At 70.3% G+C, this 20,891-nt stretch carries 19 protein-coding genes and 1 pseudogene; 11 read left to right on the forward strand and 9 right to left on the reverse strand.

The genetic code is table 11. The annotated features are described in order from the left end of the window. Window positions 1-20: 20 nt before the first annotated feature. Window positions 21-1,556, reverse strand: coding sequence for an ankyrin repeat domain-containing protein (locus tag IH26_RS55285; RefSeq protein ID WP_051807175.1), 1,536 nt, complete (start codon window positions 1,554-1,556; stop codon window positions 21-23). Window positions 1,557-1,610: 54 nt separating this feature from the next. Here IH26_RS55285 and IH26_RS0100850 point away from each other — a divergent pair, with 54 nt between their 5' ends. Then, complete coding sequence (locus IH26_RS0100850) at window positions 1,611-1,799, forward strand: hypothetical protein (protein ID WP_030434132.1); 189 nt, start codon at window positions 1,611-1,613, stop codon at window positions 1,797-1,799. Between the two features lie 147 nt (window positions 1,800-1,946). Here the strand turns inward: IH26_RS0100850 and IH26_RS0100855 are convergent, their stop codons facing one another. Beyond that, entirely contained in the window at window positions 1,947-3,026 is a 1,080-nt protein-coding gene (locus IH26_RS0100855) for a glycoside hydrolase family 11 protein (protein ID WP_034213158.1), read from the reverse strand. Between the two features lie 109 nt (window positions 3,027-3,135). After that, entirely contained in the window at window positions 3,136-4,047 is a 912-nt protein-coding gene (locus IH26_RS0100860) for a DUF6282 family protein (RefSeq protein ID WP_030434134.1), read from the reverse strand. Window positions 4,048-4,262: 215 nt separating this feature from the next. Between IH26_RS0100860 and IH26_RS0100865 the strand changes: the two genes are divergently transcribed. The 4 genes and pseudogenes from IH26_RS0100865 to IH26_RS55290 form a co-directional block, all read left to right on the forward strand. Next, a complete protein-coding gene (locus IH26_RS0100865; RefSeq protein WP_030434135.1) occupies window positions 4,263-5,285 on the forward strand; it encodes an ABC transporter substrate-binding protein in 1,023 nt (340 codons plus the stop codon). A gap of 56 nt (window positions 5,286-5,341) precedes the next feature. Beyond that, window positions 5,342-6,109 carry an ABC transporter permease gene (locus IH26_RS0100870; protein WP_030434136.1) on the forward strand — a complete coding sequence of 256 codons (768 nt, stop codon included), beginning with the start codon at window positions 5,342-5,344 and terminating at the stop codon, window positions 6,107-6,109. Window positions 6,110-6,123: 14 nt separating this feature from the next. Next, complete coding sequence (locus tag IH26_RS0100875) at window positions 6,124-6,903, forward strand: ABC transporter ATP-binding protein (protein WP_030434137.1); 780 nt, start codon at window positions 6,124-6,126, stop codon at window positions 6,901-6,903. Window positions 6,904-7,403: 500 nt separating this feature from the next. Next, window positions 7,404-7,760 (forward strand): annotated as a pseudogene (locus tag IH26_RS55290) (nuclear transport factor 2 family protein); the annotation flags it as partial. Window positions 7,761-7,882: 122 nt separating this feature from the next. Here the strand turns inward: IH26_RS55290 and IH26_RS52875 are convergent. Beyond that, window positions 7,883-8,476, reverse strand: a complete 594-nt coding sequence (locus IH26_RS52875) for an MFS transporter (RefSeq protein ID WP_051807177.1) — start codon at window positions 8,474-8,476, stop codon at window positions 7,883-7,885. Between the two features lie 292 nt (window positions 8,477-8,768). Further along, entirely contained in the window at window positions 8,769-9,326 is a 558-nt protein-coding gene (locus tag IH26_RS0100890) for a DUF1345 domain-containing protein (protein ID WP_211268538.1), read from the reverse strand. Between the two features lie 538 nt (window positions 9,327-9,864). On the opposite strand from IH26_RS0100890, the gene IH26_RS0100895 reads away from it, so the two are divergent. Next, window positions 9,865-10,368, forward strand: coding sequence for a hemerythrin domain-containing protein (locus IH26_RS0100895; protein ID WP_030434140.1), 504 nt, complete (start codon window positions 9,865-9,867; stop codon window positions 10,366-10,368). Between the two features lie 38 nt (window positions 10,369-10,406). Here the strand turns inward: IH26_RS0100895 and IH26_RS0100900 are convergent, their stop codons facing one another. Genes IH26_RS0100900 through IH26_RS0100910 form a run of 3 tightly spaced genes read right to left on the reverse strand, consistent with a single transcriptional unit; the run spans window position 10,407 to window position 13,945 of the window. After that, a complete protein-coding gene (locus tag IH26_RS0100900; RefSeq protein ID WP_030434141.1) occupies window positions 10,407-11,288 on the reverse strand; it encodes a fructose bisphosphate aldolase in 882 nt (293 codons plus the stop codon). Between the two features lie 17 nt (window positions 11,289-11,305). Further along, on the reverse strand, window positions 11,306-12,346 hold the full coding sequence (locus tag IH26_RS0100905; RefSeq protein ID WP_030434142.1) for a YCF48-related protein: 1,041 nt from the start codon (window positions 12,344-12,346) through the stop codon (window positions 11,306-11,308). Window positions 12,347-12,361: 15 nt separating this feature from the next. Further along, window positions 12,362-13,945 carry an alpha/beta hydrolase gene (locus IH26_RS0100910; RefSeq protein ID WP_245664857.1) on the reverse strand — a complete coding sequence of 528 codons (1,584 nt, stop codon included), beginning with the start codon at window positions 13,943-13,945 and terminating at the stop codon, window positions 12,362-12,364. Between the two features lie 378 nt (window positions 13,946-14,323). Between IH26_RS0100910 and IH26_RS0100915 the strand changes: the two genes are divergently transcribed. From IH26_RS0100915 to IH26_RS62570, 5 genes are all read left to right on the forward strand, one after another. Further along, window positions 14,324-16,102 carry a sensor domain-containing diguanylate cyclase gene (locus IH26_RS0100915; RefSeq protein ID WP_030434144.1) on the forward strand — a complete coding sequence of 593 codons (1,779 nt, stop codon included), beginning with the start codon at window positions 14,324-14,326 and terminating at the stop codon, window positions 16,100-16,102. Window positions 16,103-16,153: 51 nt separating this feature from the next. After that, complete coding sequence (locus IH26_RS0100920; RefSeq protein WP_030434145.1) at window positions 16,154-17,878, forward strand: acyl-CoA dehydrogenase; 1,725 nt, start codon at window positions 16,154-16,156, stop codon at window positions 17,876-17,878. A 9-nt stretch (window positions 17,879-17,887) separates the two neighbouring features. Next, window positions 17,888-18,835, forward strand: coding sequence for a non-homologous end-joining DNA ligase (gene ligD / locus IH26_RS0100925; RefSeq protein WP_030434146.1), 948 nt, complete (start codon window positions 17,888-17,890; stop codon window positions 18,833-18,835). Next, a complete protein-coding gene (locus IH26_RS0100930) occupies window positions 18,832-19,269 on the forward strand; it encodes a YdeI/OmpD-associated family protein (RefSeq protein ID WP_030434147.1) in 438 nt (145 codons plus the stop codon). The genes ligD and IH26_RS0100930 overlap by 4 nt, the downstream gene beginning before the upstream one ends. Before the next feature lie 534 nt (window positions 19,270-19,803). Continuing rightward, entirely contained in the window at window positions 19,804-20,670 is an 867-nt protein-coding gene (locus IH26_RS62570; RefSeq protein ID WP_245664858.1) for an STAS domain-containing protein, read from the forward strand. Window positions 20,671-20,690: 20 nt separating this feature from the next. On the opposite strand, the gene IH26_RS63760 is transcribed toward IH26_RS62570, so the two are convergent. Beyond that, window positions 20,691-20,816: a hypothetical protein gene (locus IH26_RS63760; RefSeq protein WP_281179671.1), complete on the reverse strand. Its 126-nt coding sequence runs from the start codon at window positions 20,814-20,816 to the stop codon at window positions 20,691-20,693. Between the last annotated feature and the right edge of the window lie 75 nt (window positions 20,817-20,891).

A 20,891-nucleotide genomic window follows, 5' to 3' on the forward strand; every position in this document is an offset into this window, starting at 1 on the left:
TGGCGTCCGGATCGGACAGGTCAGCGCTCGCCGGCCGGAGTCGCGGTGAGAGGCTCGAGCAGGGCGGTGGTCGCGGCCTGATGGAAGTGCTTGGCCCAGCCCAGCGGAGTCGCGTCGAAGCGCTGGTCGCGCAGGTTCGGGTCGGCCCCCAGGTCCAGGAGACGACGGGTGCGCGCGAGGTCGCCGCTCGCGGCGCTGTGGTGCAGCGCGGTCTCCCAGGGCTCCTCGACCGGCGCGTCGCCGCGCCCGTACGCATTGACGTCGAAGCCGAGTTCCGCGAGCAGCGTGATCGTCTCGACCGGCGCCTGGGTGGCGGCCCAAACCATGAGCCCGGGGCGGGTGCGGCGGGCCCGGGCCACGGCGCCGGGATGTTCGGCGCGAACGAGGTCCAGGGCGCGACGGTCGGCGCGGAACGCCGCCGCGATCAGCTCCCGTACCGGGTCGGGACCGGGCGGCGCGGCACCTTGGCCGACGAGGTAACTGGTGATCTCGGTGTCGCCGGTGAGCCCGGCCAGCTCAACCGGCGTGCGGCCGTCGCCGGGGGCCCACGCGGGCCCGTCGCCCTCGAAGGGTGAGCGGAAGTCGACACCGTGCTCGACCAGCAGCCGTACCCGGCCGGGTTGGCGGTGCTCGACCGCCCAGCGCAGCTGGGTCCGCAGCATCCGCGCGGGGGTGTCCAAGTCGGGGATCCGGGTGTGCCACGGGCCGCCGTCGCGGGTGCCGAGACCGTAGGCGAAGAGCAGCTCGAGGTGCCCGTCATCCGGCGTGAACATCCTGTTGTACAGGGCCTGTGCATCGTTGGGGTCGGCACCGGCGTCCAGCAGCAGCCGGCCCAACGCCTGCCAGTGCGGGTGGCGGGGCTGGCGCCGCGGGCCCAACTCGCCGAGGCCGAACACGCCGGTCAGCAGCGTGAACGGTGACGGCAGCGCATCGAAGAGGTAGCCCTCGTTCGGGTCGGCGCCGGCGGCGAGCAGGTGCCGGGCGACCGCGAGCACACGCTCGGCCGGGACGGCCGGGTCGAGACGCGAGTAGACGAGGTAGAACAGGGGTCGCCAGCGGAACGGGCCACCTCGCTCGGTCGCCCGCCGCGGCCGCGCGGCGAGCAGCCGAGCGACGTCGTCCGGCCGGGCGGCCGCCGCGGCGGCCCAGATGTGCTCCGTGGTCACATCGGGATGCCCGGCGATCAGTCGCCGGGCCTCGGCCCAGCGAGCCGGCCCGTCCTCGCGGCTGTACGTCAGGCAGGCGAGGCGGCAGAACTCGTCCGCGGGATCGGCCGCCGAAACCGCGCCGAGCCCGGTTTCCCAGCCGTGTTCGGCCACCGTTGCGAGATATCGCCGGAGCCGCGGCCAGCTGGCGAACCCGTACTCGCGGGCGACGACCAGCTGCGCGGCGGCAAGCGGCAGGCCACCGAGGTCGTCAGGCAGCCCACCGGGGTAGTGGCGGGCCAGCCGCGCGACCGCGCCGGCGTCGCCGGCCCGGAGGGCTCGCTGGAGGGAACGGGCCTGCCGGCGGAAGCTGTCAAGGTCGGGACGGTCAGGCATGGCCAGGGTCGGCACGACGATCTCCTCTCGTCTGCCTGCGGTCCGCTGCGTCAGGCCGAAAGGAGAACGATGGTGACCATGGTGCACACCCCAGGTGGGCTGAGCCCATTCCCGCGGACCGGTGGCCTCCTGGCGGCCGCCACCAGCCTAGCCGATCCTCAGGCCGGCGAGGATCTCGTGCCGGGCCACCCCCGCGTCGGCAAGCACGAGAAAAGGGTGACCACCGATCTCAGCCCGGCGGTCGCCTCGCGGGCGTGACCACCGACTGGCTCGCGTCGCGGCGCCGGGTTCGCGGCACCCGCGGTTGTGGAGCCGTCGAGCGTACGGTCGCCTGGTTTTGAAAGAGCGTGAGAAAACCGGCGTGCCGGACCAGTGGGGGCTGGCCCGGCAACCGGTGGGGACGGGTCAACTGCAGGCTGCGCCGTTGAGGGTGAAGCCGGTGGGGGCCGCGCTGTTGCCGTTGTGCGTCGCCTGGAAGCCGATCGATGTCGAGCCGCCCGGGGGTATCGAGCCGTTGTAGCTGACGTTCGTGGCCGTTACCGCGCCACTGGTCGGCGAGTACGTCGCATTCCAGCCGGAGGTGATGGTCTGGCCGGATGCCAGGTTGAACTTGAGGTTCCAGCCGTTGATCGGGGACGAGCCGGTGTTGGCGATGGTGATGTTGTCGGTCAGGCCGGTGTTCCAGGCACTCACCGCGTTGGTCACCTTGCACGCGCTGGTGCCGCCACCCGGAGACGTCGTCGGGGGCGTGGTCGCGGGCGTGGTCGGCGGGGTGGTGGTGGACGATGATCCCTCGCTGACCGTGACGTTCGAGCTGCCGCTGCTCTGGTAGCCCTCGGTGGCGAGGATCTGGTAGTTGAACGTGCCGAGGTTGAGGCCGAGGTTCTTCCACGCGTTGAAGTGGTTCGCCGTCGTGATCGTGCCGCTGCTGCGGTGCTGCTGGCGGACGCTCCAGTACTGGTAGAACGTGGCCGTGCCGATGATCGACGGCTGGTTGACGCGCTGCGTGCGGTAGATGTCGTAGGTGCTGCCGTCGGTGGTGACCGAGCCCAGCCGGGTGGCGCCGGAGCTGGGGTTGTAGCTGCCGAAGTTCTCGACGATGTAGTACTCGATCAGCGGGTTGGTGGTCCAGCCGTACAGCGAGAGGTAGCCGTTGCCGTTCGGGCTGAACGTGCCCGAGTAGTTCACGGTGTGGGTGGAGCCGGGGTTCCAGCCCTTGCCGACCACCATGTTGTTCATGTTGCTCCACTGGACGCTGTAGCTGCCGCCGGCGCCCAGCGTCATGGTGACGTTGCCGGTGTCCTTCCAGTACGAGAAGAAGTAGCCGTTGTGGGTGCCGGTGGTGTTGGACGTGATCGTGCGGTCGGCCTCGGCGTTCGCGGTGCCGGCGACGACGACCGAGGTGGCGGCCAGCAGGACGGCGCTGGCGACGCTGATGAGCAGCCTGATGCGGGTGCGACGCAGCCGGGGAGCGGTGGATTCCACGAGCGTGCATCCTTCCTCGTGACGAAGTTCATCGATGGATGGATGCAGTATTGGGCCGACCCCACCGGCTGTCAACAACTTCCGGGGTCGGACCGAAACTTTCGGAGCGTCAGAGACTGATCAGGCGGGAGTTGTCGACGGCCATCACCCGCACCTCGTCCTCCTTGAAACCCGCCTCGAGGAGCCTGTCGGCGAAGAGCGCGATCCCGTCCTCGACCGGCGGATTGAAGGGCTGGCCGAGGTCGCTGGAGAGGATCGAGTGTTCGACCCCGACGGCGCGGATGTTGTCGAAAAGATCGGACCAGGAGACCTTTCCCGTGTACGGCGTGGTGAAGCACCGCTCGAGCAGCGCTCCCTCGGCCGCCAACTCGCGCTGCTGCGCGACGGTGAGGCGCTGCGAGGTGAACTCGGGGTGCGTCACGACGACGCGACGGACGCCGAGGGCGCGCGCGTCCCTGACCACGGCGAGGATCTCGGGAGCGGAGAGATGGCCGGTCGCGAGCACCATGTCGTGCTTGGCGATCACCCGGAGGACCTTCCGGACGTCCTCCAGGACCGTGCCGTCTCCGGAGACCACCTCGACGACGTCCGGCACGATGCCCTGGGCGTGCAGATCGGCCTGCAGTGCGCCCCACATCGCCGGCTTGCTGCCCGGCAGGTCGGCGGCGGTCGACGAGCGCTGGTTGCGGGAGTCCACCGTGGGCATCCAGACGATCCGGGCGCCGAGCCGACCGGCGATCTCCACGGCCGCCGGGTTCATCCCGCCCATCGAGCCGTTCAGCGTGATCGCCCCGAGGACGTCGACCCCCGGCACCGCCTTCCGCACGACCGCCGCTCTTTCCGCGGTCGTTACGTAATGAGATTTCAATACAAATCCGGCAAGTCCGACTTGGGCGAAACGTGCGGCCAGAGATAGGTCGTCGATGCGGCGCTCCATCACGTCCGGAGCAATGTGGACATGCGTGTCGTAGGCCCCCGAAACCAGCGAGCGTGCGGCATCGGACGGGACGGGGTGACTGATGGCGGATCCTTTCGTAGCGGATTGCTCACAATCTTGTGCACAGCATTGTTGCCGCTGCCGCCGAAGTCAACCACGCGTTGACCTGCATAGATGTCCATTTCGGACGCCAAACGGCAGTATACGACGGCCCTTTTGCGGGGAAATGACCGTCATGACACGGCAACCCGCCTGCTCTACGATCTCGACCCGACGCGGGCGATTTCAGGAGGCATGGGATGTTCAGAGGCACTCGGGTGCTGGCGGCGACGCTGCTGGCCACGGTGCTCGTCACGGCGAGCGCATGCTCGAGTTCGGACGACAGCGAGGGCAGCGGGGGCACCGGCGCGCTGAAGAAGGTCACCTACGTGACGGCGTTCGGCGCGGTCGGCCGCGACTCGTTCGTCTGGGTGGCGAAGGAGAAGGGCTACTTCAAGGACGCCGGTCTCGACGTCACCATCCAGAAGGGCGCCGGCAACGCCCAGATCCTCGGCCTGATCAAGGGCAAGCAGGCCGATTTCGCCGCGCTCGACTTCACCGGCGCCGAGATCCAGGCCGGCAAGGGCGCGTTCACCAACTGGCGGGCGATCGCCGCGGTCCACCAGCAGTCCCTGGTGTCCATCATGACCACCGCGGACACCGGCATCACCAAGCCGGCCGACCTGAGCGGCAAGACCGTCGGGACGGCCACCGGCTCGGTGAGCGAGCTGCTCTTCCCGGCGTACGCGAAGCTGGCCGGCCTAGACCCGAAGTCGGTGAAGATCCAGGGCGCGCAGACCACCGCGCTCAACTCGCTGATGGCGCAGCGCAAGGTCGACGCCCTGTCCACCTTCCTGCTCTCCAAGAAGGCGCTCGAGACGGTCTCCAAGAAGCAGGTCGTGGTGCTGCCGTACAGCCAGTACCTGGCCGACCTGTTCGGCAACGCGATCATCGCCCGGGACGACGTCATCGCGAGCGACCGGGACGAGGTGCAGAAGTTCACCGACGCGATCATGAAGGGCCTGCAGTACACGATCGACCACCCCGACGAGGCGGCCCAGATCATGAACAAGGACGAGCCGACCGCGGCGATCCCGGCGGCCGTCGGTGAGATCAACGCGATGAAGCCGTACGTGTCGCCGCCGAACGGCGCCCCGCTCGGCCACCTGGACCAGGAGCGGGTCGCCCGCAGCATCGCCGTCCTGCAGGGCAACGGCCTGATCCCGGCCGGCCTCACCCCGGACAAGGTCGTCGACTTCAGCTTCATCAAGGCGTCGAGCTGACCGGCGCGCGGGGCGGGTAACATTCCGCCCCGCGCCCACTCCGGACGGAGCAACAGATGAGCGACTCGCGGGTATGGAGCAACGCCGTCCTGCCCACGCTCGGCGTGATCGTCGCGATCGCGCTGTGGTGGCTGGCCTGCGTGGTGTTCCACCTCGACCCCTTCTTCGTGCCGTCGCCGGCCGACGTGGTCGAGACGTTCCGGAAGACCCCGCAGTACCTGCTCGACCAGTCCTGGGTCACCGTCCAGCGGGTCCTCATCGGATTCGCCATCGCGGTGGCCGCCGGCCTGGTCATCGCCGTCATGCTGGCCGCCTCCCGCACGGTCGAGCGGATGGCGATGCCGGTCCTGGCCGCGGTCAACGCGATCCCCAAGGTCGCACTCGCCCCGCTGCTGCTGGTCTGGCTGGGCTTCGGCGACGAGCCGAAGATCGTGATGGTGGTCCTGGTCAGCTTCTTCCCGGTGATCGTCTCCACCATGGCCGGGCTCTCCTCCACCCCCGCCGACCTGCACGAGCTGGCCCGCTCGCTGAAGGCCAGCTGGTGGCAGACCTTCGTGAAGGTGCGGCTGACCTGGGCGCTCCCGCAGGTCTTCGTGGGTCTCAAGGTCGCGACCCCGCTCGCCATCATCGGCGCCGTGATCGGCGAGGTGGTCAACCCCGACCAGGGCCTCGGCTCGGTCATCGCCGGATCGAGCCAGAGCAGCGACACGGCGCTCGCCTTCGCCGCGCTGGTCCTGCTCGCCGTGCTCGGCGTGATCCTGTTCTACCTGGTGGCCGGCCTCGAACGGCTGCTGGTCCCGTGGGCTCGTTCGCTCTCCTCCTGACCAAGGGGCTCATGATGATCACGATCGACGGCGTGTCACAGACGTTCAAGGGCCGCTCCGGCCCGGTCGAGGCGATCCGCGACCTCAGCCTCACCATCGGCGAGGGCGAGTTCCTCACCGTGATCGGCCGCTCCGGCTGCGGCAAGTCCACCCTGCTCCGCATGGTCGCCGGCCTCCTGAAGCCCACCGCCGGCACGGTCACCGTCGACGGTTCGCCGGTCCGAGACCCGCGCCGCGACGTGGCGATGGTCTTCCAGAAGCCGGCCCTGCTCCCGTGGCGCACGGTCCAGGACAACGTCATGCTCCCCGTCGAGATCTTCGGCTGGCGCAGGTCGGAGCACCGCCCCCGCGCCGACCACCTCCTGGAGATGACCGGCCTGACCGCCTTCGCCAAGCGCCTGCCCCACGAACTCAGCGGCGGCATGCAGCAGCGGGTCGCCCTGTGCCGGGCGCTGATCCAGAGCCCGAAGGTCATGCTGATGGACGAGCCGTTCTCGGCCCTGGACGCGCTGACCCGCGAGGAGCTGGCGGTCGAGCTGCAGCGCATCCACATGGACCTGGGCACGACCATCGTCTTCGTCACCCACTCGATCCAGGAGGCCGTCCTGCTGGCGGACCGGGTCGCGGTGCTGAGCTCCGGCCCGGGCCGGCTGCGTCAGTTGGTGGAGATTCCGATTCCGCGGCCGCGCACCTTCGGCCACAACGCCCACCTGGAACAGGTGGCGGGCGTGTCGGCCGAGCTGCATTCCCTGTTGCTCAACGACGAACACCTACCAACTTCCAAAACCAGGTGACCGTACGCTCGACGGCTCGACAACCGCAGGTGCCGCGAACCCGGCGCCGCAGCGCGAGCCAGTCGGTGGTCACGCCCGCGAGGCGACCGCCGGGCTGAGATCGGTGGTCACCCCAACCAACACCGCCGACCCCGAAGCTGCCCACGCCACCGGCGGCCCCGCCGCGGGCCAGCTGCCTGGATATTTCCGTTATTCCGGGCGCATCGGCTGGGGGCCTGCGCGAGGGTGGAGATTTCCTGTTCATGGCGAACGGTTGCGCTGCTAGATCGCGCGTCGCGCCGCGCACGCCGAATGTGCTGTTGGTGTGGATGGCGCCCGGACGAGGTTCATGTGCTCACCCCCGCGAGGCGACCCGCCTGCGCAACTCAGCCCACTCGGCGGCGGTGCGGCCCCGCCCGCCGTCCTCGCGCAGGCCGGGGTCGGCGCCGACGGCCAGCAACGCCCAGCAGACCTCGACGTGATCCCAGCAGGCGGACGAAGGTGAACGGCGAGCGCAGGTCGAAAGCCTCGTCGCCCGCTACGCCGAACACACCGATGTCCGGCACCCGTTCGCGCCGATCGGGGACGTTCCATTGACGAGCCGGGCGCAGCTGCGAGACCACTTCGCCGCGGCCCGGATCACCGGCGTCGACCGCTTCGAGCCGGTCGGGCACGTCCATGAGACCGCCGACCCGGAGGTGGTCATCTACGAGTTCAGCTATGTGGGCGAGGCGCGCGGGGAATCGTTCGCGATCCCGTGCCTGTTCGTCACGCGAGTACGCGACGGCCACATCGTCGAATCCCGCGACTACGCCGACCACCTCGCCCAGGCCCGCGTCTTCGGCCGCCTCTCCGCGCTGGTCGCCGCGCTCAGCTGAGGCCGGAGTGACGCCCGCGCGCCGAGATGACCGGGCTGACCGCCAGCCGCGAGCGACCACCGGGCTGAGATCGGTGGGCGCGCTCAACTGATTCCCTGTCCAGGATTTGGCCGGACGAAGCGTCAGCGGCTCATCGCCTCGTCGTGCGCGCCGCGATCCAGCGTGTAGCGAGTTTGCGGGAGGACAGCGAGGGCCATGAGCGTCGCCGGCACCAGCGTGAAGCCGTATCGCACCGCGGCCAGCGCGCCGGCGGACTGGGCGACCGTCCCGCCGGCGCCGCTCGCCGTGAAGCCCCCGACCGCCAGGCACGCCGAGAACAGGTACGGACCGACCGCTCCGCCGGTGGCCTCGCGGTGGTCCACACGCCGGTGTAGCTGCCCGCGCTCGCCGCGCCGACGGGCCGCCCGCACCCACACCGGGATGGTCAGCACCGCCGGCGCCATGAACGCGCCGACGAGCAGCGAAGTGTCCTCCGGGTGGCCCAGCTCGTACCGGGCGAAGTACGGCTTCGCGGCCAGCACCAGATTCATCGTGATGGCCACGGTCAGGTAGGACGCGGTCAGCGCCCGGAACTGCCGGTCCCGCAGCGCCACCAGCAGACCGCCGGGGTGCCCGCGCTCGGCCCGGGCACCCGGCGCCGCCCGGTTGAGACGGGCGACGCCGGCGATCCCGGCCAGCATTGCGACCAGCGTGACCGCGCCGAAGACCAGCGCCATCCGGGTGTGCTCGCCGACGCCGGGGCGTCGCCGGCGAGCAGCGGCGCGAGCACACCCACCGTGATCACCGGGTTGCGGTAGTCCATCAGGCGGGTCGCCGCGGAGCAGGCCCGACTGACCGCCTTGATCACCGTTGCGACGGGCATCCCGGTCACCGTCGCGGCCGGCCGGCGGGCCATAGCCAGGTAGCCGGGTAGCCGGGGCGACGGATCTCGGCCTTGGCGGCCTGCCGCCTTCGCGCCCTATTTAGCTCGGAAGCACACAGAGATGATCCCCGTATTGCGGAAGGCCGCTATTTGGCCAGTCCGGACAAAAGGTTGATGGTGGCGGCGATGATGATCGCGCCGAACAGGTAGGACAACAGGCCGTGCCTGAGCGCGGTGTGACGGATGGCCGGCGTTTTCAGGTCGGTGTCGGATACCTGGTAGGTCATGCCGATGGTGAACGCCAGATAGGCGAAATCCAGGTACGAGGGCGGCTGCTCCTGATTGAAGTCGATGCCCCCGTCGGTGCCGGTGTAGTACAGCCGCGCATATCGGGTGGTGAAGACGGTATGGATCAACACCCAGGTCAACAGCAAACTCGACGCGCCGAACGCGGCAGCGAGGATGGGATCCACCGTGCTGTGGCTGCCACCGGCGATGATGACCGCGGCGACCGCGACGATGCTCGCCACGCTGGCGCTGAGCAGGATGACATCGACGACCGCACGGCCCGGATCCTCCCGTACGGCCAGACGGGCCGTCTGCTCGGCGTCGGCACCGCTCATCAAGATCCATGCCCAGGTCACGTATGTCGCGGCGGCGGCGTCCCACCCGGCCAGCGGGCCGAGCACGTTCGCCGTCAGCACCCACACGACCACCCCGACGACCAGCCCGATCCCCGCACTGACGGCGAGCTGCGCACGAGCCCTGCCCGGTCGGCGACGCGCCGTGTCTGATGGCATAGCCTGCTCTCCAACTGTCTCGGAACGAATCTGATCGGTGACCGTACACGCCATCCGTAGTAGGCGTGGACGGCGCGTCCAGGACGACGGCGCCCCGCGACTCCGCCGGGATGATGCTCACCCCCTGGCCGTTCGGCAGGCGCCGGATCGCGCCGTTCTCCCGTACCTGGAGCCGTTGCTCTGACGACGCCCCTGGTGGCCGCCGCGGCAAGGAATGATGGAGTGATCCGCGCTGCGTTGGGTACCTCAGGCCAGCTCGAAACTGAAGCAGGCAGGCGAGAACATCAAGGACGCCTTCAAGTCCTGACCACACCTTCGCCGGCACGGGCCGCGCGGACAGCCGCGGTCCGTAGGTGGGGGACACCGGGTGAGTCTCAGCGTTTGTCCACAGTTCCAGCTTGTCGGCGGGCGTCGGCCGGCGCCGAGGCTTAGCGTGCTTGTCATGGATGACATCACCGCGCTGATCCTTGACGATCATCACCGGTTCCGAGTCGGATTCGCTCGGTTGGACGACGCTCGATCGCCGGCGGAACTGGAGGCGATCTGGACGCCGCTTGCTTTGCATCTCGACATCCATGCCGATGCGGAGGAGGAGATCCTCTACCCGCACCTGCTGAAGGACGCGGGCGGCGACGACGCCGAGGCGGAGACCGACGACGCGATCCGCGATCACAACAAGATCCGGGAGGGGATCGAGGAGGCGGGTAGGCATCCGGTGGGTTCGGACGCCTGGTGGACGGGCGTATGGAAAGCACGCACCGAGAACAGTGAGCATCTGGCCGAGGAAGAGGACGAGGTTCTCCCCGACTTCCGCAAGCACGCGAGCCGGGAATTGCGCCTCGAGCTCGGGGCGCGCTGGCTGCGCTTCTTCGGGGAACACCCACAGGGCAAGGGCTTGTCGTTCGCCGACAAGGACCCGGCCGAATACATCGAGGAGAACAGCTAGTCAGACGAGGCGTTCCGGCATCGCTCGGTGTGCGGTGGTCAGGTGAGGGAGGCCTGGTAGATCTCGCCGATGGCGTCGTCGAGGGTGTGGTTGAAGTCGGCGTCGGACTGGTTGTGGCGGAGGTCTTGGACGAGGGCGCGGGAGAAGCTCGCGATCAGCCCGTGGTTGCGGGCCAGCAACTCGTCCGCCTCCTGCCGGCTGTAGCCGCCGGAGAGGGCGACCACGCGCAGCACCCGGGGGTGGCCGATCACGTCGGCGTAGAAGTCGTCGACCGAGGGGATGGAGAGTTTCAGCATCACCTGGCGGTCGGGTGGCAGGTCGGCCAGGCGGTCGAGGAGGCCCTGTTTGAGGAGCACCTCGGCCTCCAGCTTGGTGGGACTGTGGATGTCGACCTCGGGCTCGAGGATCGGCACCAGGCCGGCGTCGAGGATCTGCCCGGCGTACGCGAACTGCTGGTCGATGACGGCCGCGATGCCGGTACGGGAGGCGGAGGCCACGAACGAGCGCATCTTCGTGCCGAAGACGCGCCGGGCGACGGCCCGGGCGAGCAGGCCGTCCAGCCGGGTGAACGGCTTCATCAGGCGTACGCCGTCGGACTCGTCGGCCAGGCCCTCGTCGACCTTGACGAAGGGCACGACGTTCTTGCGTTCCCAGAGGTACTGCGGCGACGGGATGCCGGAAATGTCGCGGTCCATGGTCTGTTCGAAGAGGATCGCGCCGAGGATGCGGGTGCCGTCGAACGAGGACGAGGTGATGATCCGGGCACGGAACTCGTGCATCAGGTCGAACATCTCGCCCTCGTCGGCGAAGGAGTCCACGCCGTACAGGGAAAGGGCTTTGGGGGTGCTTCCGCCGCTCTGGTCCAGGGCGGCGAAGAAGCCGGTGCCGTGTGCGATCTTCGACCGCTGGTCCTGGTCCATAAGCCCTCCCGTAATGGTCAGTGCCAGGACAGTCGTGCGACGCGGCCCTGCTCGCCGGAGGCCCAGCAGGACCCGTCGCCGGCGCAGAGCACCGCGTCGAAACTGCCCGTGTCGAAGCTCTTCCAGTTTCTACCGCCGTCGACGCTCAGATCGCTACCGGTCGGGCCGACGGCGAGGGCCAGCGGGCCGCGGCCGATCCACGCCGCACCCGAGCGGTATTCCCCGGGAACCGTGCGGGCAACCGTCCAGGTGTGCCCGCGCAGGTAGGCCGCGCCGGACGGGGCCGCGGCGGGCGTCGCGTAGTCGCCGCCCACGGCCAGGCCGTGCGCCGGGTCGCGGTAGGCCAGGCTGTAGATTCCCGCGCTCGGCCCGCTCGGGATCGGCGTCGAGGTCACCGACCAGTGGTAACCGCCGTCCGCGGAGGAGAAGACCCGGGACGAGGAGCCGCCGCCGGAGGCGAAGAACGCCTGGCCGCCCGAGGACACCAGGCAGGTCCCGCTGGCCGCGAAGGCGAACTCGCCGTCGAGCGCGGCCGGCATCCCGGCGGTGGGCCGCACCGCCCAGCTCCGGCCGCCGTCGCTGGTGGCCAGGATGCGGAACTTGCCGTCGACCGGGTCGGAGAGCGCCAGGCCGTGCCGCCGGTCGAGGAAGGTCATGCAGTCGTAGAACGCGTTCGGGTCCTGGTTGGTGAACGCCGTCGTCCAGCTGCGACCGCCGTCCGAGGTCCGGTAGATGCGGGAGTCGGTGCCGTTCCCGATGGTGAGCGCCACCGCGGTGCGGGCGTCGACCGCCTCGATGTCGCGGAACTGCAGCGCGGCGGCGTCGGGCGGGCCGACCGAGGACCAGCTGCGGCCGCCGTCGACGGTGCGCAGGACGGTCCCGGCGGTGCCGGCCACCCAGGCGACCTCGCCGCTGACCGGGGCGAGCCCGCGGAACCGCACGGTGGGCGCGCCGGTCTCGGAGAGCTGCCAGTGCGGTCCGTGCCCGGTGAAGCCGGCGGTGGCGGCGAGCACGGCCACCCCGGCGATCACGATCGACAACTTTCGGTGCAACATCATTCCCGGAAACTACGCCTATCGATCGAGCAGGGCACGCAGCCGTACGGTGTCGGCGGTGGTCCAGCCCGGCGGCGCGGCCACGGCCGCCCAGCCGTCGACCGTCCCGGACTTGTAGGTGTGCCCGTGCCCGACCGGCGCCTTGTTCGCGAACATCAGGTCGACCGTGGTCTGCCAGAACGTGATCCCGGGGTACCAGTGCATCGCCGGGGTGACATCCGGCCCGCGCCGGCCGCGCAGCCAGTCCGGCCGGTGCCAGAGCAGGCCCACCCCGGCCCAGACCACCGGGTCGGACGAGTTCTGCATGTAGACGACCTTGGGCCGCGGGCCGGTCAGCTCACGCAACTCGGCCGCCCGGGAGGCGAACTCGATCGGGAGCTCCGGATACGACGGGTCCCAGACCGGGCTGCCGGGCGCGCGGTCCTCGGTGAGCTGTTGGTGGATCGGGTTCGCGAAGGTCGGGCCCTCGAGGAGGATGCCGTCGGCGCCGGCCACCATCTTCTCCGCCGAGCCGAAGGTCTTCTCCGTCCCGTACGTGCCGAGGCTCTCCCCGAAGATCAGCAGCTTGGGCCGGTGGTCCGGCGGCATCGCGGCCCAGCGGTCGCGCACCGCCGTGATCAGCGCCGACGCGGCGTCGACCACCTGCGAGCGGCCGAACAGGAAGGAGAGCGCGCTGGGCAGGTACGAATACTGCATCGAAACCAGCGCGGTGTCGCCGCCGTACATGTACTCGAGGGAGCTGGGCACGTCGTTGTCCACCCAGCCGGTGCCGGTCGGGGTGAGGACGGCGATCACCGCCCGGTCGAACGCGCCGGTGCGGTCCATCTCGCGGACCACCGTGGCGGCCCGTTGCCGCACGTCGCCGTTCGACTGGAGCCCGGCGTACAGGCGGATCGGTTCGGTCGCCGGCCTGCCGGTGAACGCCGTGATCTGCGCCTGGCTGGGCGCCTTGGTGACGAAGTTGCGGCCCTGCCGGCCGAGCGAGTCCCAGCTGACCAGCGAGCCCGGGCCGCCGGAGCGCAGCGAGGACGCCGGCCGCACCACTCCGCGACCGGTGCCGCTGTCGGTGATCGCGGCGGACCGGTCGGCGGTGGTGTACAGGTTGTCGACCAGGATGCCGTCGAACGCGCCGTAGCTGAGCAGGGTGATCACCAGGAAGCCGGCGCAGTACGCCGCCGACTCGGGGACCACGCGGATCAGCAGGCGGGCGATGCCGTGCGCGCCGAGCCGCAGCAGCCGCGCGGTGAGCAGCAGCAGGCCGAAGGTGAGCAGGCTGACCCCGACGGTGCGCATCGCGTCGTACTCCTGCTGCGGTTCCATTCCCAGTCGTACGCGCAGATCACGCTGCCACCGGGTGCCCAGCCAGAGGAAGACCAGGATCAGGAGCGGAACCAGGGCGAACAGCAGCCGCCAGGCGATCATCTCGACCCGGCGGCTCGGCCACCACCTGAGGCGCACGATCGCGCCGATCGCGGTGCCGGCCGCGTACCCCATCGCGGCGGTCAGCCCGGCGACCACGCCCTGCAGCAGCCACGGCCGGGGGAGCAGCGAGGGGGTGAAGGAGAGGCAGTAGAACACTGCCGACAGGCCGAAACCGGTCACGCTCAGACCGCAGCGCATCACCCGGCGGCGTGGCGGCGCGGCCCTGGCGACCGGGGCCTGGTTTTCCGGATTCTCGGGACTGCGCCGCGGCGCGGGAAGGAAACCGCGTCGCGGCGCGGATGTGTCCGGTAGCGCCGACACCACCAGCCTGCGCATAGGCGGTCCCCCAGCCGATCGTCGATCCCCGCGACGCCACAACTACGGTCCGGCGTCCCTCCTCCATCTTGTGCCACACCGGCGCGCACCGCACGCATATAAATCGCTCATAGCGGGACATCTGGCGGCTTGACCGGGGAAGACGGGGGATCACCCCTAGGGCCGGCTTTTTCATTCAGCTTTCCGCCGCGGTGCCGATGACAAGCGGAGGAAGGGGGCGTCATGCGGCTGCGCAACTGGCTAGCCGTGGTGGTCAGCGTGCTGTTGCTGGCGGCCGCGGGCACCATCGGCATCCTGGTGAACCGCTCGGCGCTGCGCGCGGCCGACGCCGTGCACCGGGCCGACTCGCAGGCGCTCGCCGTCAACAACGGCTCGCTTACCCGCCAGCTTCAGCTGATCTCGGCCGCCGAGCTCGCCGACGTCCCGGTCGACCATGCGTTGCAGGTGAGCCGCGGCAGCGCCGCCGATCGGCAGGTGCTCACCACGCTCGTGGCCAAGAGCTCGACCTTCGCGTACGGGGCGCTGATCACCGACCTCGGCGGCAACGTGCTGAGCAGCAGCCGCACCGACGGCATCCCGCCGAGCACCGACGCCGGCTGGACGCCGCTGCGCACCCAGCTCGCCGCCGGGCAGCCCGGCTTCTCCTCGGTGATGACCGTGAACGGCGTCGCCCTGCAGGCCGTGGCCGTGCCGATCGAGCGGGACGGCGCCCCGGCCGGCCTGCTGATCGGCCTGAACGCGGTGGCCACCACCGCCCTGCAGAAGTATCTGACGACGCTCCGCGACACCACCCACTCCACCAGCATCGTCGACTCGACCGGCACGATCGGCGCCACCGACAACGCGGCCAACCTCGGCAGGAAGGTCGATCCGGCGATCCGCGCGGCGATCGCCACGACCCCGCGCAGCGGCTCGTTCGTCGAGTACGACAGCGGCGGCACCCCGATGATCGCGATGGTGGTCGGCCAGCTGCCCGGCGGCTGGGCGTACGTGCGGCTGCAGACCAAGTCGTCGTTCGACGGCGCGGTGCACGCGAAGAGCCAGACGCTGAACATGACGCTGCTGGCGATCATCCTGATCGGCATCACCGCGATCTTCGCCCTCGGCTACCGCACGGTGCTGCAGCGCCGCCGCAACGACGCCCGCTTCCAGGCCCTCTTCCAGCACGCTCCGGACCTGGTGACGGTGCTCGACGAGCAGGGGCGGATCGCGTACTCGAGCCCGAGCGCGGCGTCCGTTCTCGGCTTCGAGGCCGGCCGGCTGACCGGCACCACCGTCTTCGAGATCGTGCACCCGGACGACCGGCCGTACATGCTGCACCACTTCTCGAACCTGATGGGCGAGCGGGACGCGGTGGTGCGGCTGCAGTGCCGGGTCCGCCCGGCGCACGGCGAGTACCGCTGGTTCGAGTTCACCGCCTCCAACCAGATGCACAACCCGGCGCTGAACGGCGTGGTGATCAACGCCCGGGACGTCTCGGACACCCGCGCCTTCCAGGAGCAACTGGCCCACGAGGCGTCGCACGACGCGCTCACCGGGCTGCCCAACCGGCGCCGGATGCAGGACGCGCTGGACGCGTCGCTGCGCGACGACGCCGTGGCGGTGCTCTTCGTCGACCTGGACGGGTTCAAGCCGGTCAACGACGCCCACGGCCACGAGGCCGGCGACGAACTGTTGCGCCAGGTGGCTCATCGGCTGAGTTCCTGCGTACGGGAGAACGACGTGCTGTCCCGGGTCGGCGGCGACGAATTCGTGGTGCTCATGCCGGGCATCCACGACCCGGCCGACACCGAGGCGATGGCCGCCCGTATCCGGGCCGCGGCCGAGTCCCCGTTCCTGATCGACGGGAACGAGGTACGCATCGGCGCCAGCGTGGGCGTGCACCTGGCGCCGCTCTCCTGCGACCCGGACGAGGCCCTGCGCGCCGCCGACCACGCCATGTACACGATCAAGAAGTCCCGGTCCACGGTCCGGGCCGGGCGGCACCGCGCGGAGCCGTGAGCCGGGCACACTGGAGGTCCCTGTACCGAACTCGCGAACGGCGGTGACCGCGTGTCCCGGATCTTCTCCCGGCGTGACCTCGAATTTCTTCTGTACGAGTGGCTCGACGTCGAGGCGCTGACCGCGCGCGAGCGGTTCGCCGAGCACTCGCGGGAGACCTTCGACGCGTTCCTCGACCTCTCCGCGCGAATCGCCGAGCGGGACTTCGCCCCGCACAACCGCCGCAGCGACGTCGAGGAGCCGAGCTTCGACGGCGAGCGGGTGCACATCATCCCCGAGGTGGCCGCCGCGATGAAGGCGTTCAACGAGGCCGGGCTGATCGCCGCGCCGATGGACGAGGAGCTCGGCGGCATGCAGCTGCCGACAGTGGTGACGCGGGCCTGCTTCATGTGGATCCAGGCGGCGAACGTGGGCACCTCGTCGTACCCGATGCTGACCATGGCGAACGCCCACCTGCTGGCCACGCACGGGACGCCCGAGCAGATCGAGACGTACGTGAAGCCGATGCTGGCCGGCCGGTTCACCGGCACGATGTGCCTCTCCGAGCCGCAGGCCGGATCGTCGCTGAGCGACGTGCTGACCCGGGCGACGCCGGCCGGCGACGGCACTTATCGGGTGACCGGCGGCAAGATGTGGATCTCCGGCGGCGATCACGAGCTGAGCGAGACGATCGTGCACCTGGTGCTCGCCCGGGTGGCCGGCGCGCCCGCCGGAGTCAAGGGCCTGTCGCTGTTCATCGTGCCCAAGCACTTGGTCGGGCCGGACGGCACGGTCGGCGAGCGGAACGGCGTGGCGCTGGCCGGGCTCAACCACAAGATGGGCTACCGCGGCACCACCAACGCCGTGCTCTCCTTCGAGGAGGCGACCGGCTACCTGGTCGGCGAGGAGGGCAAGGGCCTCGCCTACATGTTCATGATGATGAACGAGGCGCGGATCGGGGTGGGCGCGAGCGCGGTCGCCCTGGGCTACACCGGGTACCTGCACGCTCTCGCCTACGCCCGCGAGCGCCTGCAGGGCGGGCCGGTCGCCGCCAAGGACCCGCTGGCGCCGCCGGTGCCGATCATCGACCATCCCGACGTACGGCGGATGCTGCTGGCTTCCAAGACGTACGTGGAAGGCGGTCTTGCCCTGGTGCTCTTCGCCTCGAAGCTGCTGGACGAGCCGTCGGCGGAGAACGATCTGCTGCTCGACGTGCTCACGCCGATCGTGAAGGCGTGGCCGTCGCAGTGGTGCCGGCTGGCCGACGACCATGCGATCCAGATCCACGGCGGGTACGGCTACACCCGGGAGTACCCGGTCGAGCAGTTCTACCGGGACAACCGGCTCAACTCGATCCACGAGGGCACCGACGGCATCCAGGCGCTCGACCTGCTCGGCCGCAAGGTCGTCATGCGCGACGGCGCGGGCCTGGCGCTGCTCCTCGGGAAGATCCGTGCGACGGCCGCGGCCGCGCCTCCGGATCTCGGCGAGCCGGTGCTGGCCGCGGCCGACCGCCTGGCGCGCACCACGGCGAAGCTCTGGGCCGGCGGCGATCCGACGGTCGCGCTCGCGAACGCGACCGCTTACCTCGATGCCGCCGGCCATTTGGTGATCGCCTGGCTATGGCTATCGCAAATTTCCGTTATTTCCGACAAATCGGGCGACTTCTACGAGGGGAAGCGGCTCGCCGCCCGCTACTTCATCACCCACGAGCTGCCCCGGACCGGGCCGCTGTTCGATCTGCTGGACTCCCGGGACACCCTGTTGGTCGATCTCCAGGACGCCTGGCTGGGTTAAGTTGAGCCCATGGCGGCTTCTCCGGCGACCGAGGTCGAGGTCGGCGATTACCAGGTCCGCGTCTCCAACCCGGCGCGGGTCTACTTCCCCGACCTCGGCCTGACCAAGCTCGACCTGGTCAACTACTACCTCGCGGTGGGCGACGGCATCGTCCGGGCGCTGCGCGAGCGGCCGTGCATGCTGCACCGCTTCCCGGACGGCCTGGCCGGCGAGAAGGTGCACCAGAAACGGGTGCCGAACGGCGCGCCGCCCTGGCTGGAGACGGTCCGGGTGAAGTTCCCGCGGTACAACCGGCACGCCGACGAGCTGTGCGTCACCAAGCTCGCCGACGTGATCTGGGCGGTGCAGATGTCGACCGTCGAGTTCCACCCCTGGAACTCCCGGCGGGCGAACACCGAGCAACCCGACGAATGGCGGATCGACCTCGACCCGATGCCGGACTGCCCGTTCGACCGGGTGCGGCGGGTCGCCGGGGTGGCGCACGAGGTCCTCTCCTCGCTGGGCATCACCGGATACCCGAAGACCTCCGGCGGCCATGGCCTGCACATCTACGTGCGGATCCGGCCGGACTGGCCGTTCGGCGAGGTACGGCGGGCGGCGCTGGCCTTCGCCCGCGAGGTCGAGCGGCGCGCGCCGGACGACGTGACCACGACCTGGTGGCGCAAGGACCGCGACCCGGCGAAGCTGTTCGTCGACTACAACCAGAACGCCCGCGACCACACGATCGCCAGCGCCTACTCGGTGCGCGGCGTGCCGGCGGCGACCGTCTCCACCCCGATCGACTGGTCCGAGATCCCGGAGGTCGACCCGCGCGACTTCACCATCAAGACGGTGCCCGACCGGTTCGCCAAGCTCGGCGACCTGCACGCCACGATCGACGACGAGGCGTTCTCGCTGGAGACACTGCTCGAGTGGGCCGACCGGGACGGCCTCGACGTCACGGAGGACGAGGCATGAGGCTCACCCTGGAACTGCAGCGCAGCGGCGGCAACGCCACCGGCTTCCAGATCCCCGACGAGGCGGTGACCGAGCTGGGCGGCGGCGGCCGGCCCAAGGTCGCGGTCACCCTGAACGGCTTCACCTTCCGCTCGTCGATCGCCAGGATGGGCGGCTCGTACTGGCTGGGGGTCAGCGCCGAGCGCCGGGCGGCGGCCGGGGTCGAGGGCGGTCAGGTGTACGACCTGGACGTCGAGCTGGACACCGCCTCGCGGGTGGTGGAGACGCCGGCGGACCTGACGGCCGCGCTGGCGGAAGAGCCGGCGTTGCTGGCGAAATGGCAGAAGCTGGCGTACACCCACCAGCGCGAGCACGTCGAGGCGATCAACTCGGCGAAGGCGCCGGAGACCCGCGCCCGCCGGGTCGCCAAGGCGATCGAGATGCTGCGCCGTTAGCTCGCGTACCTCATCGCGTTCGGCGGGGGTCGGCAGGTCGTGCCACGGCAGCCCGTCGGGGGCGCCGGTCAGCAGGTCGAGCGGCGGGTCGGCCGCGGCGGTGGAGCTGTGCTCCCGGTCATTGCCGAACAGGACGGCCCGGGCGCCGTCGACCAGGGCCAAGCGCGCCCACGAGCCGCACGGTCCTGCAGGTGCGCCGCGACCCGGCCACGACCGCCATCGCGGCGGAGGCGTCCCGCTGGCGCGACTCGGTGACCACCCGCACCCTGGCGATGGCCGGCGTCTGACCAGCCCCGCTGAGCGCGACCACCGATCTCGGCCCGGCGGTCGCCTCGCGGGCGTGACCAACGCCTGGCTCGCGTGCGCCAGCCGCCGGAGGCGGGGTTCACGGTCCGTGCGGTTGTCGGGTCGTCCGGCGTACGTCCAAGTGATTTTGGGGTTGAAGGTGAACTTTTGCGGGTGGGTCTCGACCGGCCGCACAACGACCCCTAGCCTTTACGACTCGGAAAGTTTCGGGTAACGGAAGGTGAACCGATGGCCGCCGAGCGGGTCGATGTCACTTCCCGGCCGGATGGCAGTGTCGTCATCCGGCCGCACGGGCACGTCAACGCCGACGTCACCGGAGAGTTGCGGCACGCGCTGGTGGAGGTCATCCGGCATACCCGGCCGGCGCGGCTGGTCCTGGACCTGGCCGATGTCGAGGAACTCGATCCGCTGAACCTGGGCGTGCTGGCCGCGGCCTGCCTGCTCGGTGACGATCAGCAGGTGCTGGTGTTCGTCGATCACTGCTCGACCAGGCTGGCCGACGAACTGGTCGCGGCGGGGGTGTCGCGGGGACGGCTGCGGCACGTGCACGGGCCGTCGCTGGTGCGGGACGCGCGGCGGCTGGCGCAGACGTTGCTTGCCGGGCTGCCGGAGCGGTGGCGGCACACGGCCGGCGTGGCCGCGCGGGCCGACGAGGTCGCGCTGCCGGGGGAGGCGGACGCCGCGGCGCTGGTGGCGGCGGCCTGGCTGCACGACATCGGGTACGCCGACCGGGTGCGGGAGACCGGCTTCCACCCGCTGGACGGGGCGTTGCACCTGCGTGCGCTGGGCTGGCCGGACCGGGTCGCGTGCCTGGTCGCCCATCACTCCGAGGCGGTGTGCGTCGCGGAGGTGCGGGGGCTGGCCGGGCGGCTGGCGGAGTTCCCGCGGGAGGACTCCGCCGTCGCCGACGCGTTGACCTACGCCGATCAGACCGTCGGGCCGAACGGGCTGGTGCTGGAGTTCGACGAGCGGCTGGCCGACATGCTGCGGCGGCACGGGCCGGACTCGCCGAACGCCCGGGCGAATCCGCGCCGCGCGCCGCTGTTGCGGGCGGCCGTGGGCCGGGTCGAGTCCCGCCGGCACGCGGCCGCCTGAATCGGTGGTCGGATCGATGACTAGGTGGTGTGCCGGAACCCGCCATCGGTGGGTTTCCAGTCGGCGCTGTCGAGCGTGTCGGCGACCTTGCCGGCGATCGATGCGAGGGTGATGAGCAGGAAGAAGACCAGATATCCGATAGCCATGACGCAGAGTCTTCTCGCCATCGCCCATGGTCGACAGTGGCAGAGATGCCATACACCTTCAAAATCCTGCCAACC

Source organism: Actinoplanes subtropicus (genome assembly GCF_000721705.1).
GTDB classification, from domain to species: domain Bacteria; phylum Actinomycetota; class Actinomycetes; order Mycobacteriales; family Micromonosporaceae; genus Actinoplanes; species Actinoplanes subtropicus.

Coding starts and splice junctions, on each gene's coding strand:
- IH26_RS0100850 (WP_030434132.1), top strand. CDS start 1,611: ATGGTGACCATGGTGCACACCCCAGGTGGGCTGAGCCCATTCCCGCGG.
- IH26_RS0100865 (WP_030434135.1), top strand. CDS start 4,263: ATGTTCAGAGGCACTCGGGTGCTGGCGGCGACGCTGCTGGCCACGGTG.
- IH26_RS0100870 (WP_030434136.1), top strand. CDS start 5,342: ATGAGCGACTCGCGGGTATGGAGCAACGCCGTCCTGCCCACGCTCGGC.
- IH26_RS0100875 (WP_030434137.1), top strand. CDS start 6,124: ATGATCACGATCGACGGCGTGTCACAGACGTTCAAGGGCCGCTCCGGC.
- IH26_RS52875 (WP_051807177.1), bottom strand. CDS start 8,476: ATGGCGCTGGTCTTCGGCGCGGTCACGCTGGTCGCAATGCTGGCCGGG.
- IH26_RS0100895 (WP_030434140.1), top strand. CDS start 9,865: ATGGATGACATCACCGCGCTGATCCTTGACGATCATCACCGGTTCCGA.
- IH26_RS0100900 (WP_030434141.1), bottom strand. CDS start 11,288: ATGGACCAGGACCAGCGGTCGAAGATCGCACACGGCACCGGCTTCTTC.
- IH26_RS0100905 (WP_030434142.1), bottom strand. CDS start 12,346: ATGATGTTGCACCGAAAGTTGTCGATCGTGATCGCCGGGGTGGCCGTG.
- IH26_RS0100915 (WP_030434144.1), top strand. CDS start 14,324: ATGCGGCTGCGCAACTGGCTAGCCGTGGTGGTCAGCGTGCTGTTGCTG.
- ligD (WP_030434146.1), top strand. CDS start 17,888: ATGGCGGCTTCTCCGGCGACCGAGGTCGAGGTCGGCGATTACCAGGTC.
- IH26_RS0100930 (WP_030434147.1), top strand. CDS start 18,832: ATGAGGCTCACCCTGGAACTGCAGCGCAGCGGCGGCAACGCCACCGGC.
- IH26_RS62570 (WP_245664858.1), top strand. CDS start 19,804: ATGGCCGCCGAGCGGGTCGATGTCACTTCCCGGCCGGATGGCAGTGTC.
- IH26_RS63760 (WP_281179671.1), bottom strand. CDS start 20,816: ATGGCTATCGGATATCTGGTCTTCTTCCTGCTCATCACCCTCGCATCG.